We start from the raw sequence: 18,114 nt of genomic DNA, 5'->3' as shown, positions 1-18,114 counted from the left end.
TCGGTGGGCGTTCGCTCAGCCCTCATGATTCCCCACCGGTCCGCGGCGCATCCGAGGCAAAAACCTTAGGAATAACGCGAAGTCGGCGGGAAAGAGGCAGAACGTCGTATTTGATATAAGTCTAGACGGTACCGGCGGGCATAAGCGAGTTTTAGCGCTTACCCGCGCGGTACCGTCCAGAATAAGTCCGCGCTATCGAGCACGGTCACAATCAGAGGGGGCGTTCCGCACGCCCCAACCTAAAATTTAGGTGTTAGCGAGTAACGAGGGTACCCATCTTCTCGCCCAGGATTGCGCGGGTCACGTTACCCTCGCCCTGCATGCCGAACACGCGCATGGTCACGTTGTTGTCGCGGCACAGGGAGAACGCGGTCTGATCCAGCACGCGGATGTTGCGCTGCATAGCCTCATCGTAGGTGAGGTTGTACAGACGCTCAGCGTTGGGGTCCTTGTTCGGGTCAGCAGTGTAGATGCCGTCCACGCCGTTCTTAGCGACCAGCACCTCGTCCGCGTGGATTTCCAGGGCACGCTGCGCAGCCACAGTGTCGGTGGAGAAGTAAGGCAGACCCGCACCAGCACCGAAAATCACGACGCGGTCCTTCTGCATGTGGCGAATCGCGCGGCGAGGAATGTAAGTCTCAGCAACCTGCGGCATGGTGATTGCGGACTGAACGCGGGTGTCGATACCCTCCTGCTCCAGGAAGTCCTGCAGAGCCAGGGAGTTCATCACGGTGCCGAGCATACCCATGTAGTCTGCACGGGAGCGGTCCATACCCGCCTGAGAAAGCTCAGCGCCACGGAAGAAGTTGCCGCCACCAATCACGATGGAGGTCTCAACCTCGCCAACGGTTGCGGCGATCTGCTTAGCGATGCTGCGCACGACCTCGGTCGAAATGCCAACTTCACCGCCACCAAAAACCTCACCGGAAAGCTTGAGCAAAACGCGGCGGCGGCCGGTCTCGTCACGGTGCATCGGGCGGGGATTCGCTTCAGTCATGGTTCCTCCAGTGGCTTACCTATGGATTGTTATGGGTGATTTGGGCGGGCTCCTGCCGCCTAGTCCTTATCAAGGATACAGCAAAGCCGGGTAGCCACCACTGGTGACTACCCGGCTTCAGGCTATAATCCCAACCTCATACGATTTCCCTTACCGGGAACCCGCAATACGGAAGGGCAGAACTGCAACGAGTCCTTATGCACCCACGCGGAAACGTGCGAATGCGGTTGCGGTTGCGCCAGCCTCGGACAGAACCTGTGCAACAGACTTCTTGGAGTCCTTTGCGAAGTCCTGATCCAGCAGGGTGTTCTCCTTGAAGAAGCCCTTCAGGCGACCCTCAACGATCTTGTCCAGAATCTTCTCGGGCTTGCCCTCAGCGATTGCGGTCTCGCGAGCAACGCGCTTCTCGGTCTCGATCTGGTCTGCGGGGATGGACTCGGAATCCAGGTACTTGGGGCTCATTGCAGCAATGTGCACTGCAACGTCGTGTGCAATCTCGTCGGTGTTCTCACCGGAGACAGCCAGCAGAACGCCAACCTGTGCGGGCAGGTCCTTGGAGGTCTTGTGCAGGTAAACTGCAACGTTCTCGCCCTCAACGCGTGCAACGCGGCGGACAACGATCTTCTCGCCGAGCAGTGCACCAGCGTCGGTGGTCAGCTCCTCAACGGTCTTGCCCTCGTAGGATGCAGCCTGCAGCTCTTCCAGGGTGGAAGCGTCAGCAGCAATAGCAGCCTCGAGCACGTTCTGGCCGAAAGCGATGAAGGGGTCGGACTTTGCCACGAAGTCGGTCTCAGAGTTGACCTCGATCATGTAGCCAACGCCGTTCTCAACGCGTGCAGCTACCAGGCCCTCAGCGGTTGCGCGACCCTCGCGCTTGGTGATGCCCTTCAGACCCTTAACGCGGATGATCTCGGCAGCCTTCTGCTGGTCGCCGTTAGCCTCGTCCAGAGCCTTCTTGACGTCGAGCATACCTGCGCCGGTCTTCTCGCGCAGTGCCTTGATGTCTGCTGCGGTGTAGTTCGCCATTGTGAACTCCTTGTGTTGCTGTAATAAATCGGGATGACATCCCGGTGGTACAAATGGCGGACGGCGCCGCGCCCAGGTCAGGGCGGGCGCCGTCCGAACGTGGTCCCCACGGGCGGGGGCCACAAAGCATAAAGCTTAGTGGGCTAAGAAAGCTTACTTAGCTGCCTCTTCAGCCTGTGCAGCCTCGTGCTGCTCCAGGAGCTCGCGCTCCCAAGCTGCCATGGGCTCCTCAGCTGCTTCAGCCTTGCCGTTCTTCTTAGCGTTGCGCTCGATCAGGCCGGCTGCCACTGCGTCAGCAATCACGCGGGTGAGCAGGTTGACGGAGCGGATAGCGTCGTCGTTACCGGGGATCGGGAAAGCAACCTCGTCGGGGTCGCAGTTGGTGTCGAGGATAGCAACAACGGGGATGCCCAGCTTCTGAGCCTCGTTAACTGCCAGGTGCTCCTTCTTGGTGTCAACAACCCACAGGAGGGAGGGAACCTTGGACAGGTTGCGGATACCGCCGAGGGTCTTCTCGAGCTTCTCGAACTCGCGACGCATGAGGAGCAGTTCCTTCTTGGTGTAGCGAGAACCTGCTACATCGTCGAAGTCAATCTGCTCGAGTTCCTTCATGCGCTCGATGCTCTTGGAGATGGTGCTGAAGTTGGTCAGCATACCACCGAGCCAGCGGTGGTTCACGTAGGGCATGTTCACGCGGGTTGCCTGCTCAGCGATAACTTCCTGAGCCTGCTTCTTGGTACCCACGAACAGGATGTTGCCACCGTGTGCGACGGTCGACTTAACAGCCTCGTATGCCTTGTCGATGAAGGCGAGGGACTGCTGCAGGTCGATGATGTAGATGCCGTTGCGCTCGGTCAGGATGAAACGCTTCATCTTGGGGTTCCAACGGCGGGTCTGGTGACCGAAGTGAACGCCGGAGTCCAGCATTTCACGCATAGTTACGACGGGCATGTCGTCTCCTTTGTGGTGCCGCGCGGACCTCCCATTCGGGCTAGCCCAACGCGCGCATAGTAGTTATCAGTTTTTCCTGGCGGCGGTTAGCGTTCACGGTTGCCCGTTCAGCTCAGGCCCTAACCACCCCGTGTGGGTGGACCGAAGGTCCCTTATCGGCTCCCTATCTGGGGATGCCGCTCACGCCGCGCGTCGTCAGTGGTACTGTGCGGCCCCCTCGAAGAGGGAGAATACCCGCGCAGGCACACTGCAATACGACATTGTACCGTATATTCCGCGATTAATCCGCCGGATTAGGGTTAAAACCTGTGCGGGCGGTTCGGGTGTGTGCGGGGGCACTGTGGATAACGGATTTTAAGGCGCAAAGGGCGGAGTTATCCACAATTTTTCGCGAGGCCCTGCGGGGCGGGCCGATTCGTGATGTGCTCAGAAGATGAAGCAAAACATGAAAAGTTTAGAGAACTCGTTGCGGCACGCGGCGCTGATGATGTGTTGCCTGCTGGGCGCGCTCGTGTGCGCGGGTGGAGATGGCTTGACGGGCGGGGCAGGTTTTACCGGTGGCACCGCCTCAGCTGCGAAGGCTCCCAACACCGTTGAACTCGCCGCGAGCCGAGTACGCTACCGCTCCCCCACCGCCGCATCCAGACCGCGGGTGATCCGCCCCTTTGAGAAGCCCGCCCAACGCTGGAGCGCGGGGCACCGCGGCGTAGACCTTGCCGTACCCGAACACGACCGGCGCGTCTACGCACCGGCACCCGGAAAAGTGGTTTTCAGCGGCACGGTCGTCAACCGCAAAGTGCTGGTTATCGCGCATCCGGACGGGCGGCGCAGCACCTTCGAACCCATGGACGAGGCGCTCCCGGTCGGCACCACGGTTGCAGCCGGTGAGGTCATCGGCACCGTCGCCACCGCCTCCGGCGGCGACAGCGAGCGCCCCTACCGGCGATGCTCCACCCCGTGCCTGTACTGGGGCGTACGCCAGGGAGGCGCCCGCGGAGACGGTAGCGGCAAGGACGCCGAGTACATCAACCCCATGAGCCTGCTGGGCTCGAAGGAGCCGAGCATTCTGCTACCCGTGCCAGGCGGGTATTAGGAGCAGGCGCTAACGGCGACAAGCCGCAGATACAGCTGTGGCCCGTCACCTCCCAAGAAGGAGGCAACGGGCCACAGGAGCCAGTCTAGATTGCGTTCTCTAGCGTAGGTGCTAAAGACAGCTGATTACTGGAGGATGTCACCATCATCAGCACCGAACTGGTTCGGCTGTACAGGCTGCTGAGCAGTCTGACCGGGCTGAACCGGCTGAGCGGGCTGCTCAGTCGGAGGGATATACGCAGGCATTGCCTTGGTCGGTTCATTCTCACCGTAGTTCAGGCCGTGCTGCGGGGTGAACACCTGAGTCGGCGAATCATCACCCGCAGTGTAGGCGGTGTTCTGAGCCGGGTAGCCGCCCTGTGCCTGGTAACCGGGCTGAGCAGCGTAGCCGCCCTGTGCCGGGTAACCATTCTGTGCGTCAGCCTGGGTTGCGCCGTAACCGGTCGCAACACCAGCCGCAGCACCCAGCGCAGCAGCCGAAGCGGCACGACGCTCACGGCCCTTCGCACGAGCCGCCGCAATCTTCTTGCGGAACAGGAAGAGCAGAACCAGGATGAGCAGTAGCAGACCCACAATAACCGCATCCACGATTACGTCAGTCATGCTCAGACCGGACACCGGAACAGTCAGACCGGAGGTGGTGCTGACACCGCGGTCGGTCTTGACGCTCAGCTCGCCACCGTTCACGCTCAGCTGCACGTGCTGAGAGCTCTTCGCGATGCTGTTCGCGGCATCTACCTTCTGCTGCTCCAGCGAGGAGAAGGTCGGCGCCTTGAAGGTGAACTCGAAGGGAGCTGCGTAGTAGTTACCCAGCTTCGAAGAGAGCTTGATCTCAGGGGTCACGGTGTAGTCGGAGCCGAAGGGGTGGTAGCCGCCGGGGCGGGTAACGGTCACCTTCGAATCGGGCAGGTATTCGTTCAGACGCTGGTTGAACTCGTTCTGGTCCTTACCGCGAACCTTCACGCTCACGATGGTGGCGTCGCCGTCCTGACGAACCTCGGTCTCGTCATTGCCGCCGCCTGCGAAAACGTCCTTGAGCTTCTGCTCAGCGCCCGCAACATCCGCGGTCGGGAATGCGTAGAGGAAACGTGCTTCCATGGAACCGTCCAGGCCCAGGGAGGTAGCCACCTTCATGCTCTTCATCTCGATCTGGCGCGAAGAAACACGGTCAACCGCGATGAGAGTACTGCTACCGCCCGAACGGGAGGAGCTAGCGCGACCCTCGGGGTCAACCATGTAGGACTTATCGTTGGTGTCCATGATGGTCAGAGTCAGGCCATCACCGCTCGGGGAGCACAGCAGCGCGCAGTCCAGCAGACCCGAAATCTTCTTCTGAACGGTGAAGTTATTATCCTTCGCCACTACCTCACGGCTAGCGGAGAGATCGGTACTACCTGCACCAAACAGCTTCTTGAGACCGTTGCCCAAATCCTCAATCGAAGAAGCGCTAAAGGTCAGGGTACGGCCCACTTCTTCCTTCGCGCTGGGGGTCGATGCGGAAGGAGCGTATGCCTTCGCCTGCGAGGACTCCAGGCCCTTCTTCAGCTCGGAGCCCTCAGGCTTGACCTGGTTCAGGTAGGCGTCGACCGCCGAGGCGGTCTCGGTGTTCATGATTTCCTTCGCGACGAAGGAAACCATCACGGAGTAACCGCCGTCCTTCTCCTTCACGTCAAGAATGACGTTACGGAAACCGCGGTCCTGAACATCCTTCGCAGAAATCTTAGAACCACCGGAGTTCTTCACTTCCTTCTCGCCAAACTTCACAGTGGTTTCATCGCTGCTGCTGAGGACGCTGTTCTTATTAGAAGCAGACACCACACCATCCACGACCAGCGCTTCCGGAAGCCAGCCCAGCAGGTCGCCAGAGCTGAAGTTTTCCTTCACCTGGATACCCTGCACCAGGCCCTGGTCAGAGTTGATGATGCTAATCTGCGGCTTGATGTCGGAGCCCGAAGCCTTCAGCAGAGAGGTCACCTTGGAGTGGTATTCGTCCACGGAGGAGAAGGAGACCTTGAAGGTCGCACGAGCCTTCTCGCCCTCAGACTGAATACCTTCGTACTCCATGCCCTCGGGCAGGTGCTTACGAACGGACGCATCCAGCGCCTGGGTGCCGCCCTTAACCTTGTCCTGGTTATCCTTCATGTTGAAGGAAACCAGAATCGTACGAGTACCCTTCTCGGCGCTCTCAAGACCCAGCTGGGTCTCAATCTTCGCGCTGCAGGCACTCAGAATCAGCGCTGCAATGGTCAGCAGAACCGCCAGGAACATCCAGCGCTGACGAGCCGGTGCAGCCGGGGTATGAGTCATCGCGTGCATTCTAGGCTCCCATCAGGCGAATAGCCACGTAGTAAACAACCATGGATGCCAGAACCCATGCGGTACTCAGCGCCGCGTGCATGATAATCGGGGACTTCGCGAAGCGGCCCAGACGGTTCAGGCCCAGGTAGGTCAGAGCCTCACCCGAGAACACCGCAAAAGCAAGCACCAGAACCATGAGCATGGTCAGGAAGAACGCGCCGTCACCGCTACGGCTGAGAGTCATGAAGAACACGAGCAGGTTCAGCAGCAGGAACGAAGGAATCAGCACCAGAGAAGACACCGACACAGCATGCATACTCGCGGTGAAGGACGCCGGCGCCTTGCCAATGCGCGCGGTCAGCTGCAGCTGCACACCGCGCAGAACCTGCACGCCGAAGATGGCGAGAGCCATCAGCACGTACGCCAGAATCATGCGTCCGGTCGGCACAGCCTGTGCGGCGTAGGCACCACCGTAGGCGGCACCACTTCGGCCACCAAACATGTAGCCCAACATGGACATCATGACAACCGCCGCCAGAATTACCAGCTGGCTGAAGAAGAACGCGCCCACCAGCGCCTGCAGAGTCGTGGGAACAATCCAACCCCACGCACCTGCGGAAGAGATGCGGGCATGCGCGGTCGCCGGGTTGCTGGAGAAAACGTCCAGGAACGCGTTCCAGGTAGCACCCAGCGCCTTCACCGCCGGATGCGGTGCGCTCGGCGCGTAGACTGCCTGGCCGGGCTGACCCGGCTGCGCGGCACCGGGCTGAGGCGCAACACCGGGCTGCGCGGGGGCTGCCTGAGCCTCAGCATTCGACTGCGCATTAGCGTTTACCTGAGCGGGCTGAGGCGCCTGCTGAGGCTGAACGGGCTGCTGAGGTGCTACCGTTGCGGCAGGCTGAGCAGCATTACCCGGCTGGCTCGGCTGAGCAGCCTGAGCTGCATTACCCGGCTGAGCAGCCTGGCCCGGAAGCGAAGCATCCTGCGCGGGACGCGCGCCGGCGTCGTAGCCGTAGCCTCCGGCTGCACCCTGCGACGGGTTGTTGGGAGTGTTCTCCGACATTGAGATCCTCTCGTATGGTGTGTGGAAGCAACACCTACCGGCTGAATCGGCATCTACCGGCGGCATCACACTGTCTTTCGTGACAAGACTCTTCAACCCTACCGTATTGAACGGTATGATGCGTCTTCGTTCGTCATTTACTCATTTTCATCACCATTGATGCATTCCACGCACGAAAATAACCGCTTCCGAGAGCACGAAAAGAGAGCGCGAAAAAGCCCCGCCCGCCAACAAGTGGGTGAAGTCGACGGGCGGGGCCGTAGGGAGTGCGGGGCTCGAACCCGCGACCAAGGGATTATGAGTCCCCTGCTCTAACCGGCTGAGCTAACTCCCCATCCGGTGCAGTGACGGCGCGCAATGGGCGCCAGCACCATCCTCTAGAGTACCTGAACAGCGACTGAGAACGAAAAACGCTCAATCAACTACTCAGCACCTAAAGAAGCTTATCGGCGCGAATCCAGGTAACGCTGGTACGGAGCGTCGCTCACGTACAGTTCCTCGAAGGTACGCCAGGTGTTCTCAGCGCTGTGGAAGCCCACGATGCGGCGGGACTCGCGACCCATCTGCTCACGCTCGGCGGCGGGCAGGGAGAGCACAGCCTCCAGCTTCTTCGCCAAATCCTGAGCGTTATTGGGTTCGAAGAGGTAGCCGTTCACGCCATCCTCCACCAGGTGCGGCAGAGCCAGCGCGTTCGCAAGCACCACGGGGGTGGAGGCGCTCATCGCCTCCAGGGAAACCAGGGACTGCAGCTCGGCGGTACCGGGCTGGCAGAACACGTCAGCCATCTGGTACACCTCGGGCAGATGCTCATCCGGAACGAAGCCACGGAAAATCACACGGTCGGACACGCCGCAATCGTGCGCTTTCTGCTCAAGAGCTTCACGCAGCTCACCGCCACCGGCGATATCCAGCACCACGTGCTCGAGAGTGTCGGGCAGCAGGGAGAGCGCCTCGATGAGCACGTCCACGTTCTTCTCTTCGGCAAGGCGACCCACGAAGGCAATACGCAGCTCACCGGGAACCTTGCCGGCGTCCGCTCCCTCAGGCAGCTCGTAGTCGCTGATTTCAATACCGTTAGAAACCGGCATGACGGGGCGATCAAAATGACCCAGGTCGCGCATCGCATCCGCACCGATCTGGGTGGGGGTGGTAACGACCGCAGTCTTGGAGAAGCAGAAACGCATGTCCTTCCAGGTGACCTTCTCAATCACGCGCTTCACGGGATCGGGGAAGGGCAGGAACGGATCAAGGTTCGCAGGCATGAAGTGGTTGGTTGCGATAACGCGGATACCGCGGCGCTTCGCCTGGAAGATGAGGGCACGGCCAATAATGTAGTGGCACTGCACGTGCACCACGTCCGGGCGGACCTCGTCAAGGATTGCGCCGACCTCGGACCAGATCTCCCAGGGCACGCAGATGCGGTTCGTCTCGTGGGTCGGGGGCAGGTGCGAGCGCAGGCGGTGCTCCACGATGCCGCCCTCTACTTCGGTGCGGTAGCTGGGGCCGGGGATGGGGCTGGCGGCGACTACGTGTACGGAGTGGCCTCGCTTGAGCATGGAGGTGGCGAGGCGGTGACCGAATTGTGCTGCACCGTTGATGTCCGGCGGGTAGGTTTCTGCGCCAATCAGAATCGTCTTTGCCTGTTCCATGACGGGGCTCCTCATCGGGGTGTAGTGTGTCGGTGACTTTGGGGTTTCGGGTGCGACGGCGCGCCGCTTCTACCTCTGTCTGCCGCGTGCACCGGGTGGGTCCAGTACGTACAGCACTTGTCTATTCTACCTGTGAGCTGCGTCCTTCTCCGACTTGTGGCGGGCGGCTTTGGCTGGGAGTTACCTCTAAACCTCACATTGAGACAGAAGTCGGCAACTTGCCCGTAGACGCACAAACGCCCCGATACGAATATCGGGGCGTTTGGACGCTTGGCGTTAAACCTGTACCGGTTTTAGCGGCGGCTAGGTTTAGCGGCGAACAGTGTTTAACGGCGAACCAGGCGGTTCAGGAAGTGCAGGACGGTTGCAATGGATGCGCCCAGTGCTGCGAAGGACTTCCAGCGTGCCTGCAGAACCTCGGGCTTGCGCACGTTCTCTGCCAGGCCGCGGCCGGTAGCTGCTGCACCTGCAGCAACCTCGGAGGGCACTGCCTTGAGAGCATCCAGAGCCTGCTGGGTGTTGTTCTGAACGTCGCCGGTGTAGGACTGCAGGTCGTCGCGCAGGGCTGCCAGGTGCTGGCGACGCTCTGCGGTGCGCTGCTTGAGCTCTTCGAAGGTCGGCGGCTTGGGCTCTTCCTCGCCGCGTGCCTTGCGCTCTTCAGCTTCCTGACGTGCGCGTTCTGCTGCTTCTTCAGCTTCCTTAGCCTTCTGCTCTGCACGCTCTGCCTGTTCCTTCTTCAGGCGCTCAGCGGACATGGCGGTACCTTCCTTGAGTACGCCGAGGTCGAAGAGCAGACCGAAGATTGCGGATTCGGGCTTGAACGGCAGCTGTGCCTTGACCTTCTTCAGACCGACCAGGGCGCAGATTGCCAGGACGATGAGGAAGATGAGGGCGAAGACCAGCGCGGATGCCCAGTAGGGCATGACAGTGCCGAGGCCGAGGATTGCTGCGGCGACCAGCGCAATAATCAGGAACAGACCGAAGACTGCTGCGACGCCGAAGAAGGCAGCGCCCTTACCAACGGCGATGCCCTTGGTCTTCAGCTCGTGCTTTGCAATCTGGATTTCGTCCTTGACCTGGCTGGGTCCGAGGGTCTTGAAGGTTTTGCCAGCGTCGATGATGTTCGCGACGCCGGACTTAATCCCGCTGATGCCAGCAAAGAAACGCTTAGGTGCCTTGGGATTAGTAGTAGTGGTCATGACCACCTCTCCGTGACGTGTTTTTGGAGGCTTCTTTTTCGCACTCCACCTCCTATAGTTTAGCCCCTTATGATACCTCCGCGTGACCGTTTGGGTGGGGGTTTGCGCTATCTCTTCAGGTATTTTCGACTTTCTGGAGGCTACATTGAGCTGCAGGCGTAGCTTTCTGGGTTTGGTTGCGCCTGTGGATTTGCTCTGGAGTAGGCATAAGAGGATGCCGATGCACCGCTCCCCCGCTACGCGCCGAGTGGGCGTGTGGTTGATGTGGACGAGGAACTTCTCTGTGCGTTAGACTTCACATTTTTGCGGGGTACATTTTTGCAGGGTGAAGTATCTTCGCTTCCCTTCACAATTCGCTGTTGCTCTGGACTCGACACAGCGGGGTGACGGTTTTTCCGAGCGCGCGAGGAAGTAAAAAACCGTTATCCCGCCGAGGGCGTAAGCCCGAGAACCTGGAGCAGGCGCCCCAGCGCCTGCGTATGGCGGAGTGGTTACTGGTTCGAGCCAGGGCAACAGATAAAGCAAGAATCCCCAGGGCGGAGCCCTGAGGATTCTTGCTTTATGCGCTCCCCCGACTGGACTCGAACCAGTAACCCTTCGATTAACAGTCGAATGCTCTGCCAATTGAGCTACGGGGGATTATTTTGTTTTCGTTGCCGGTTTCCCTTGCAACGAGTAATAACTATACCGGGGCTGTTTGGGCTCCGCAACTTGAAATGCCGTGAAGTGCATCACTCTTTGGGTTGCGTGGTTAGTTTGGGTGGCGTTCCCCCCGGCAACCTGCAGAACACAGGACATTCGGCAGATTGCCGGGGCGTAGCGGAAGAACCGTACTTAGCCGCGCTGTGCGCTGAGCTGGCGGCGGCGCATTTCCAGTTCGAGAAGCTGACGCTGTACCGCTTCGAACTCTTCGTCGTCGGGGTTGACGCTGAGCTGCTCTAGGCGCATCATCAGGTCAGATTTTTGGCGAGCGATCTGCTGTTCGAATAGGGCGTTGAGCGCACCAGTCACGAAACCGGGCAGACGCTCAGCGCTGCTGACCGGTAGCGGTGAGACTGCAAGCTCCGCGATGGCAGGGTGCACGCCCTCCACGGCGCCGGAGCGCACGCAGTTGATCCATTCGATGCCGGGGGTGGGCGCCATGACGGTTGCCGCGTGAATAATACCGGCGGCCACCTCACGATGGGTTCGATAGCGGAACTGCACGGTGGCGAGGTTACGCCACTGTTCCACGCTGATGAGCTCGGGATGCTGCAGGGCAATCTCGAGCGCCGCCTTTTCGAGGCGGGCAACCGGATCGCGCGGGTCGGGGGTGAGGAACTCCTCGACGGCGGGGGCGGTCGCCTCCGGCTGGGGTGCGGTGGGTTGAATGCTGCTCGGCGGGTGCGCGGCAGCGTTCTGCCCGGCGTAGACGCTGGGTGCGGCGTGGTCTTCCGGTGGCGGTGCGTCGTAGGCGGGGTCGTAGGGCGCGTCAGCATGAACTGCACCCTGAGCACCTGCATAACTCGGCGCACCCGCGTAACCCGGCGTGCCCGGCACGCCCTGCGGCCCCTCGTTCAGACGCTCGTAACGCGGTGCGGCGGCGGGAGCCTCCGCCTGCTGGGAGCGAGAAAGCTTCGGGTGGTTCTGTGCGTACGCCACGGCACGCTGAATCTCGTCGAGCTCCAGCCCGAGCTGACCGGATACCTTACGCATGTAGGCGGGGCGCAGGTCGCGGTCCTTAATGCCGGCAATAATCGGGGCGATAGCGCGCATCGCCAGCACGCGGCCTTCAAGGGTCGCCAAATCGTACTTGGCGAGGGTCGAATCAATCGCGAACTCGAAGAGTGGGCGGCGCGAAGCAATCAGGGAGCGCACGGCGGCGTCGCCCTTGTGCAGGCGCAGGTCGCAGGGGTCCATGCCGTTCTCGGCAACCGCCACAAAGGTCTGCGCGACGAAGCGCTGGTCCTCCTGGAAGGCGGCCATGGCGGCTTTCTGGCCTGCGGCGTCGCCGTCGAAGGTGAAGATGATTTCGCCGCCGGAGCCGTCGTCGGTAATCATGCGGCGCACCATCTTGATGTGGCCGGGACCGAACGCGGTGCCACAGGTGGCAACAGCGGTGGTGATGCCGGCAAGGTGTGCCGCCATGACGTCCGTGTAGCCTTCCACGATGACGACCTGCTTGGTCTTGGTCATATCGCGTTTTGCCAGGTCAATGCCGTAGAGCACCTGCGATTTTTTGTACAGCTGCGTCTCGGGGGTGTTCAGGTATTTGGGGCCCTGGTCGTCGTCGAAGAGGCGGCGGGCACCGAAACCGATGGTTTCACCGGCGATGGTGCGAATCGGCCAGATAATGCGGCCGCGGAAGCGGTCGTACAGGCCGCGGTTGCCCTCCGAGAACATGCCGGTAGCCTTCAGCTCCTCATCAGTGAAACCCTGGGAGCGAAGGTGCTTGAGCAGGTGGTCCCAGCCGCGCGGGGCGTAGCCGACACCGAACTTGCGGGTTGCGGCGGGATCGAAACCGCGGGCGCCGAGGAAGCGCTGCGCCTCCTGAGCATCAGCGCTGTAGAGGTTGCGTTCGAAGAACTCGGCGGCAATCTTGTGCGCGTCGAGCAGGCGGCGGCGCATACCCGCCTCGTAGCGGTCGCCGGGCTTACCACCCTCATAGTGCAGGGTGTAGCCGATGCGCGCGGCTAGACGCTCCACCGTCTCAACGAAGCTGGTGTGTTCCATCGCCATGACGAAGGAGTACACGTCACCGGATTCACCGCAACCGAAGCAGTGGTACGAGCCAACCTGCGGGCGCACATTGAAGGAGGGCGTGCGCTCGTCGTGGAACGGGCACAACCCCTTGAAGGTGCCTATACCGGCGCTTTTGAGGCTCACATAGCCTTCAATGATTTCGCGGATATCGGTACGGGCGCGGACTTCGTCAATGTCTTCTTTGCGGATTAATCCAGCCATAAACTCAATTCTACGGTGAGGGTCAACAGGCAGCGCCTACAGGCGTTGCAGGCGCGGGAAATAACGCACGAACAGGCTCATAAAAAGGATGCGCCGCGACGCGCAAACAGCACGCCGCGGCACACAAGTACAGGTGTTTAGCCGCCGGAAATATCCAGCTCAGCCTCCGCCAGGCCCAGACGCTCAGCGTCCCCCAGGATGCGCGAATCCAGCCAGCCATCGGGCAGATGCGGCTGCTTGGGGCTGCCGGCGCGGCCGCGCGAACCCTCAACGGCGGCACCCGGGTAACCAATCGAGTGGTCCAGCTGAGCAATCAGCTCACGGAACGTCGCCAGGTCGGGCACCTGAGCCATCTTCGCGCGCAGCTCACCGCCAACCGGGTAACCCTTGAAGTACCACGCCACGTGCTTGCGGATCTCGCGCAGGCCTCGGGTCTCATCGCCGAAGGTTTCCACCAGCAGTTCTGCGTGGCGGTAAATCATGTCCGACACCTCAGTCAGGGTCGGGCGGATACGCTCCGACGAACCCTCAAACGCATTCTGCAGGTCGCCAAACAGCCACGGGCGACCCTGGCAACCGCGACCAATCACGACGCCATCCACGCCGGTCTGCTCAACCATGCGCACCGCATCCTCGGCGGAGAAAATATCGCCATTACCCAGGATCGGCACATCCGGAATCAGCTCACGCAGCTGCGCAATAGAATCCCAGTCGGCCTTACCCGAATAATGCTGAGCCGCAGTACGACCGTGCAGAGCAATCGCCGCAACACCGGCATCACGCGCAATCTTGGCGGACTCCAAGAACGTAATGTGATCATCGTCAATGCCCTTACGCATCTTAATGGTCAGCGGAATATCGTTGCGGGACGCCTCCTTCACCGCGGTCTGCACAATCGCAGTGAACAGGTCAGTCTTCCAGGGCAGGGCAGCACCGCCACCGCGGCGAGTCACCTTAGGAGCCGGGCAGCCAAAGTTCAAGTCAATGTGGTCGGCACGGTCCTCTTCAACGACCATGCGCACAGCCTTACCGACGTTGACCGCGTCCACACCGTAAATCTGGATGGAGCGGATCTTCTCGTCCGGGTCATGCTCAATAATGCGCATGGACTCGGGCTTACGCTCCACCAGGGCGCGCGCAGTCACCATTTCGGTAACGTACAGGCCGCCGCCATATTCACTGCAGAGGCGGCGGAAAGCCTTATTGGTCACGCCAGCCATCGGGGCGAGAACCACGGGAGTATCAACGGTCAGATTGCCCAGTTTCAGGGGCGGAAGGGTAAGACGGGGTGCTTCAGAATTCACCCCTATATTGTGGCATACGGGGGCAAATCGAGAACCGGACTCAGCTGAGGGGGTACAGGAGCGCAGTGCAGCGGCACGACTCAGTAGCACAGCGCAGCTCAGCAACCGTGAGGAGGCGCAAGCACGCACGAGGGGCGGGGAAGCGTTCCGCTCCCCCGCCCCTTCAGCAAGAGTCAGCCAGCAGGCTCAATACCGCGAACCTACTCGGTCACGTAAATATAGGTCGGGTCGCCCTCCACCGAGGCAGTGCCGGCACGCAGCAGCACGTCAGTGACCTGAACCAGCGCCTCCATGGCGTCGTCAACCTCAACCAGCACCGGGTACTTAGCGCTCAGCAGGGACAGTACCTGCATAATCGCCTCCACGGCGCCCTCATTATCGAAGTCGTAGCCCAGCAGCAGTTCGGTGGCGGTCTTCTCATTCACCAGCGCTGCCTCCGGGTCGGTCTCAAAGGGATGGTAGCTCACCGCAAACGCCACAATCGGACCCTTCTTACCCTCTGCGGCAGCCTCACGAATATGATCGCGAAGCACCACCGCGCCAAAAGCACGCACCTCATCCGAGAGGAAGTAGCGGTTCACCGTGCCCAGACCCACCTCGGCGGGAACATCCCACTCGTGGGCGCGGCGGTAGAAATCCCACAGCGCGGCGGTCAGCTCCACTGAACCGGTCGCCAAATCCTCAATCGCCTGAGTCTCGTTACCGTCAGCATCCTCACGCAAAGACACCGGAGGAATCGCACCCGGCTCCACACGCACCATACGGGAACGCTGAATCAGCTTCATGCCGGCCGCCTGCGCAAACTCCTCACCGTCACTAAACGGCGCCAACTTCACACGCAGAGCGGTGGTCTGACCGTGCGCCGCCGCAATCTCACGCAACGCATCCAGCAGGGCAGTACCAATACCCTGACGACGGTGGTCAGCCGCGACCTCCACATACGACCACAGACGCGTCGGATGCAGTAGCGAAGCCACCACAGTACCCGCAGCCACCGGCACACCCGAAGCAGTCACCACCAGGGTGCGGCTAAACGGCGCATCCGTATCCGGGCCGAAAAGGCCACGCTGGCGCTCCTCAACCTCATTGCGGGCAGAGTTCCAAATCTCAAGCAGGGCAAGGTCATCACCCTCCTGCCAAGGGCGAATCTCAAATTTTTCGCTGAGGCGTTCAGCCATATCCGTGCACCTTTCCTTCGCTCGCGTCAAACGTGCCAATCAGTCTAACCAGGGTAGCCTAAATACACGACGGCGGGTAGCCTCTTTCGCTCTAAGAGGCTACCCGCCGACCGTGTTATGAATTATTTTTAGCCTGCCAGGCGTGCAGCCAGGTAGGACTTCACCTGATCCAGAGCCACACGCTCCTGGTTCATGGTGTCACGCTCGCGGATGGTCACAGCCTGATCCTCGAGAGTGTCAAAGTCCACGGTGATGCAGAACGGGGTACCGATCTCATCCTGGCGGCGGTAACGGCGGCCAATAGCGCCCGCCTCGTCGTAGTCCACGTTCCACAGGCCACGCAGCTCATTCGCCAGCTTAGTTGCCGGCTCAGACAGCTCAGCCTTCTTCGACAGCGGCAGAACAGCTGCCTTCACCGGCGCCAGGCGCGGGTCAAGCTTCAGCACGACGCGCTTATCCACGCCACCCTTAGTGTTCGGTGCCTCGTCCTCGACGTATGCGTCAACAAGGAACGCCATCATGGAGCGGGTCAGACCGAAGGACGGCTCAATCACGTACGGCACGTAACGCTCACCGGTCGCCTGGTCGAAGTACTCAAGCTTCGCGTTGGAGTGCTCGTTGTGCACGCCCAGGTCGTAGTCGGTACGGTTCGCAACGCCCATCAGCTCGCCCCACTCGGAACCCTGGAAGCCGAAGCGGTACTCAACGTCAATAGTGCCAGCCGAGTAGTGCGCACGCTCCTCCTTAGGAACGTCGAAGCGGCGCATGTTATCCGGGTTAATACCCAGGTCAACAAACCAGTTCCAGCAGTCCTCAACCCACTCGTTGAAGTACTTATCAGCGTCATCCGGGTGCACGAAGTACTCAATTTCCATCTGCTCGAACTCACGAGTACGGAAAATAAAGTTACCGGGGGTGATCTCGTTACGGAACGACTTACCAATCTGGCCAATACCGAACGGCGGGCGCTTACGAGAAGCAGTGACCACATTGTTGAAGTTCACGAAAATGCCCTGAGCGGTCTCCGGGCGCAGGAAGTGCAGGCCCTCCTCATTATCAACCGGGCCCAGGTAAGTCTTCATCAGACCGGAGAAGTTCTGCGGCTCAGTCCACTCACCACGAGTACCACAGTTCGGGCAAGCAATCTCTTCCATGCCCTCAGCCGCGCGGCCCTTCTTCGCCTCAAAGTTCTCCAGCAGGTGATCCTGACGCAGACGCTTGTGGCACGACAGGCACTCAACCAGCGGGTCGGTGAAGGTTGCCACGTGACCGGACGCCTCCCACACCGCACGAGGCAGAATAACGGAGGAATCCAGACCAACCATGTCCGCACGAGAGCGGACGAAACGCTGCCACCACTGCTGACGGATGTTTTCCTTCAGCTCTGCACCGAGGGGGCCGTAGTCCCATGCGGAGCGGGAACCGCCGTAAATTTCACCGGCCTGGAAAACAAAGCCGCGGCGCTTCGCGAGCGCAATAACGTTATCGAGGGTGGACTTTTCAGCCATAGTTACTCCTTCTGCCCCGCCACCGGCTGTGGCGTGCGTGAGTTCGGGTTGATGGGGGCGCTACCCAGAGCAGGGCGCCCGGTGTTCGCGCTCATCGGCGCAATATGCACACTTTTTGATGCAAGACACCAGGGTACCATCACCAACCCGCCCAAGGTATGCTCTTGCCCCTCACCGCTCCCCCATTTTTGCCAGGCACCAGGATGCACTCGGCGGGATAAACTAGAGAGCATGGAAGAAATTTTTATTCGCGACGACATGATCCGCCTCGGCCAGTTCCTCAAGCTCGCCAACCTCGTAGAGGACGGTGCGCAGGCACGCGAGGTCATTCAGCACGGCCTGGTCAAGGTCAACGGCGACATTGAGGAAGCACGCGGCAAACAGCTGCACCCCGGAGATACCGTGACGTTCAACGGCGTGACCGTGAAGGTTGCGCACGAGGACTAGCACCGTCTGATTACACGTTTGGGGCCTAGGAACGATGAGGTGGCGGAATCTGTGAGGGACGGCGTACGTCCTCGTTCCTGCAGGGAACCCGCCCTCGCTTCGCTTCGGGCACCCTGATGTCACTTTCGGACGACACCGTCCCTCCGCGCACCTCACCGGAGCCGAGGGTAGCTATACCCTCCGGAAGCGACATCAGGGTGCCCACCCGGGCGCTCTCCGCCGCGAAGCAAGGAGAAGCGGAGCGTCCGGGTGCGGCGGGTGCCCCTGCAGGAGCGGAGGAAGGGTATAGCGTCCCACCCACCCAGCCCCTGTAGGAACGAGGACGATAACCGCCTTCAGCGCGGAAAATAAGGCTAAACGTAAAGCCCCCGAGTCGTCAGACCCGGGGGCTTTCCATATAGTCGATTTAGGCGTCAGAGCCTTCGGCGGTGCCGGTCGCCTCCGCAACCTTCTGCGCAC

General features: G+C 60.8%; 13 protein-coding genes and 2 tRNA genes. 2 read left to right on the top strand and 13 right to left on the bottom strand.

Going from position 1 to position 18,114, the window contains the following annotated elements:
• Positions 1–253 precede the first annotated feature (253 nt).
• The 3 genes from pyrH to rpsB form a co-directional block, all read right to left on the bottom strand.
• Complete coding sequence (pyrH, locus tag HMPREF2999_RS05115; protein WP_005507067.1) at positions 254–997, bottom strand: UMP kinase; 744 nt, start codon at positions 995–997, stop codon at positions 254–256.
• Positions 998–1,192: 195 nt separating this feature from the next.
• Complete coding sequence (tsf, locus tag HMPREF2999_RS05110; RefSeq protein ID WP_005507065.1) at positions 1,193–2,023, bottom strand: translation elongation factor Ts; 831 nt, start codon at positions 2,021–2,023, stop codon at positions 1,193–1,195.
• A gap of 153 nt (positions 2,024–2,176) precedes the next feature.
• Entirely contained in the window at positions 2,177–2,974 is a 798-nt protein-coding gene (gene rpsB, locus HMPREF2999_RS05105; RefSeq protein WP_005508818.1) for a 30S ribosomal protein S2, read from the bottom strand.
• A 445-nt stretch (positions 2,975–3,419) separates the two neighbouring features.
• On the opposite strand from rpsB, the gene HMPREF2999_RS05100 reads away from it, so the two are divergent.
• A complete protein-coding gene (locus HMPREF2999_RS05100) occupies positions 3,420–4,067 on the top strand; it encodes a M23 family metallopeptidase (protein ID WP_246823083.1) in 648 nt (215 codons plus the stop codon).
• 125 nt (positions 4,068–4,192) lie between these two features.
• Here the strand turns inward: HMPREF2999_RS05100 and HMPREF2999_RS05095 are convergent, their stop codons facing one another.
• The 10 genes from HMPREF2999_RS05095 to HMPREF2999_RS05050 form a co-directional block, all read right to left on the bottom strand.
• Entirely contained in the window at positions 4,193–6,373 is a 2,181-nt protein-coding gene (locus HMPREF2999_RS05095; protein WP_246823082.1) for a flagellar motor protein, read from the bottom strand.
• Between the two features lie 10 nt (positions 6,374–6,383).
• Positions 6,384–7,427, bottom strand: a complete 1,044-nt coding sequence (locus HMPREF2999_RS09660; RefSeq protein ID WP_070676245.1) for a hypothetical protein — start codon at positions 7,425–7,427, stop codon at positions 6,384–6,386.
• Positions 7,428–7,687: 260 nt separating this feature from the next.
• Positions 7,688–7,761 (bottom strand) — tRNA-Ile (locus tag HMPREF2999_RS05085).
• 109 nt (positions 7,762–7,870) lie between these two features.
• Positions 7,871–9,076 carry a glycosyltransferase gene (locus HMPREF2999_RS05080; protein WP_070676244.1) on the bottom strand — a complete coding sequence of 402 codons (1,206 nt, stop codon included), beginning with the start codon at positions 9,074–9,076 and terminating at the stop codon, positions 7,871–7,873.
• Positions 9,077–9,402: 326 nt separating this feature from the next.
• A complete protein-coding gene (locus HMPREF2999_RS05075) occupies positions 9,403–10,275 on the bottom strand; it encodes a phage holin family protein (RefSeq protein WP_005508823.1) in 873 nt (290 codons plus the stop codon).
• A gap of 566 nt (positions 10,276–10,841) precedes the next feature.
• Positions 10,842–10,914 (bottom strand) — tRNA-Asn (locus HMPREF2999_RS05070).
• Between the two features lie 195 nt (positions 10,915–11,109).
• A complete protein-coding gene (gene dnaG, locus HMPREF2999_RS05065) occupies positions 11,110–13,218 on the bottom strand; it encodes a DNA primase (protein ID WP_070676243.1) in 2,109 nt (702 codons plus the stop codon).
• A 137-nt stretch (positions 13,219–13,355) separates the two neighbouring features.
• Positions 13,356–14,522 (bottom strand): tRNA dihydrouridine synthase DusB, encoded by a 1,167-nt coding sequence (gene dusB, locus HMPREF2999_RS05060; RefSeq protein ID WP_049355088.1) that lies wholly within the window; start codon positions 14,520–14,522, stop codon positions 13,356–13,358.
• A 200-nt stretch (positions 14,523–14,722) separates the two neighbouring features.
• Complete coding sequence (locus tag HMPREF2999_RS05055; protein ID WP_070676242.1) at positions 14,723–15,700, bottom strand: GNAT family N-acetyltransferase; 978 nt, start codon at positions 15,698–15,700, stop codon at positions 14,723–14,725.
• Positions 15,701–15,828: 128 nt separating this feature from the next.
• Positions 15,829–17,208: a glycine--tRNA ligase gene (locus HMPREF2999_RS05050; protein ID WP_005507052.1), complete on the bottom strand. Its 1,380-nt coding sequence runs from the start codon at positions 17,206–17,208 to the stop codon at positions 15,829–15,831.
• Between the two features lie 231 nt (positions 17,209–17,439).
• Here HMPREF2999_RS05050 and HMPREF2999_RS05045 point away from each other — a divergent pair, with 231 nt between their 5' ends.
• Positions 17,440–17,655 (top strand): RNA-binding S4 domain-containing protein, encoded by a 216-nt coding sequence (locus HMPREF2999_RS05045; RefSeq protein WP_005508828.1) that lies wholly within the window; start codon positions 17,440–17,442, stop codon positions 17,653–17,655.
• The last annotated feature ends 459 nt before the right edge of the window (positions 17,656–18,114 follow it).

This window comes from Rothia sp. HMSC066H02, assembly GCF_001814995.1.
GTDB lineage: Bacteria > Actinomycetota > Actinomycetes > Actinomycetales > Micrococcaceae > Rothia > Rothia mucilaginosa.
Note: the sequence above shows the minus strand (reverse complement) of the source record. Positions and strands in the feature narration are given on the sequence as shown.

Coding starts and splice junctions, on each gene's coding strand:
- HMPREF2999_RS05095 (WP_246823082.1), bottom strand. CDS start 6,373: ATGACTCATACCCCGGCTGCACCGGCTCGTCAGCGCTGGATGTTCCTG.
- rpsB (WP_005508818.1), bottom strand. CDS start 2,974: ATGCCCGTCGTAACTATGCGTGAAATGCTGGACTCCGGCGTTCACTTC.
- HMPREF2999_RS05050 (WP_005507052.1), bottom strand. CDS start 17,208: ATGGCTGAAAAGTCCACCCTCGATAACGTTATTGCGCTCGCGAAGCGC.
- HMPREF2999_RS09660 (WP_070676245.1), bottom strand. CDS start 7,427: ATGTCGGAGAACACTCCCAACAACCCGTCGCAGGGTGCAGCCGGAGGC.
- tsf (WP_005507065.1), bottom strand. CDS start 2,023: ATGGCGAACTACACCGCAGCAGACATCAAGGCACTGCGCGAGAAGACC.
- dnaG (WP_070676243.1), bottom strand. CDS start 13,218: ATGGCTGGATTAATCCGCAAAGAAGACATTGACGAAGTCCGCGCCCGT.
- HMPREF2999_RS05100 (WP_246823083.1), top strand. CDS start 3,420: ATGAAAAGTTTAGAGAACTCGTTGCGGCACGCGGCGCTGATGATGTGT.
- HMPREF2999_RS05055 (WP_070676242.1), bottom strand. CDS start 15,700: ATGGCTGAACGCCTCAGCGAAAAATTTGAGATTCGCCCTTGGCAGGAG.
- HMPREF2999_RS05080 (WP_070676244.1), bottom strand. CDS start 9,076: ATGGAACAGGCAAAGACGATTCTGATTGGCGCAGAAACCTACCCGCCG.
- HMPREF2999_RS05075 (WP_005508823.1), bottom strand. CDS start 10,275: ATGACCACTACTACTAATCCCAAGGCACCTAAGCGTTTCTTTGCTGGC.
- pyrH (WP_005507067.1), bottom strand. CDS start 997: ATGACTGAAGCGAATCCCCGCCCGATGCACCGTGACGAGACCGGCCGC.
- HMPREF2999_RS05045 (WP_005508828.1), top strand. CDS start 17,440: ATGGAAGAAATTTTTATTCGCGACGACATGATCCGCCTCGGCCAGTTC.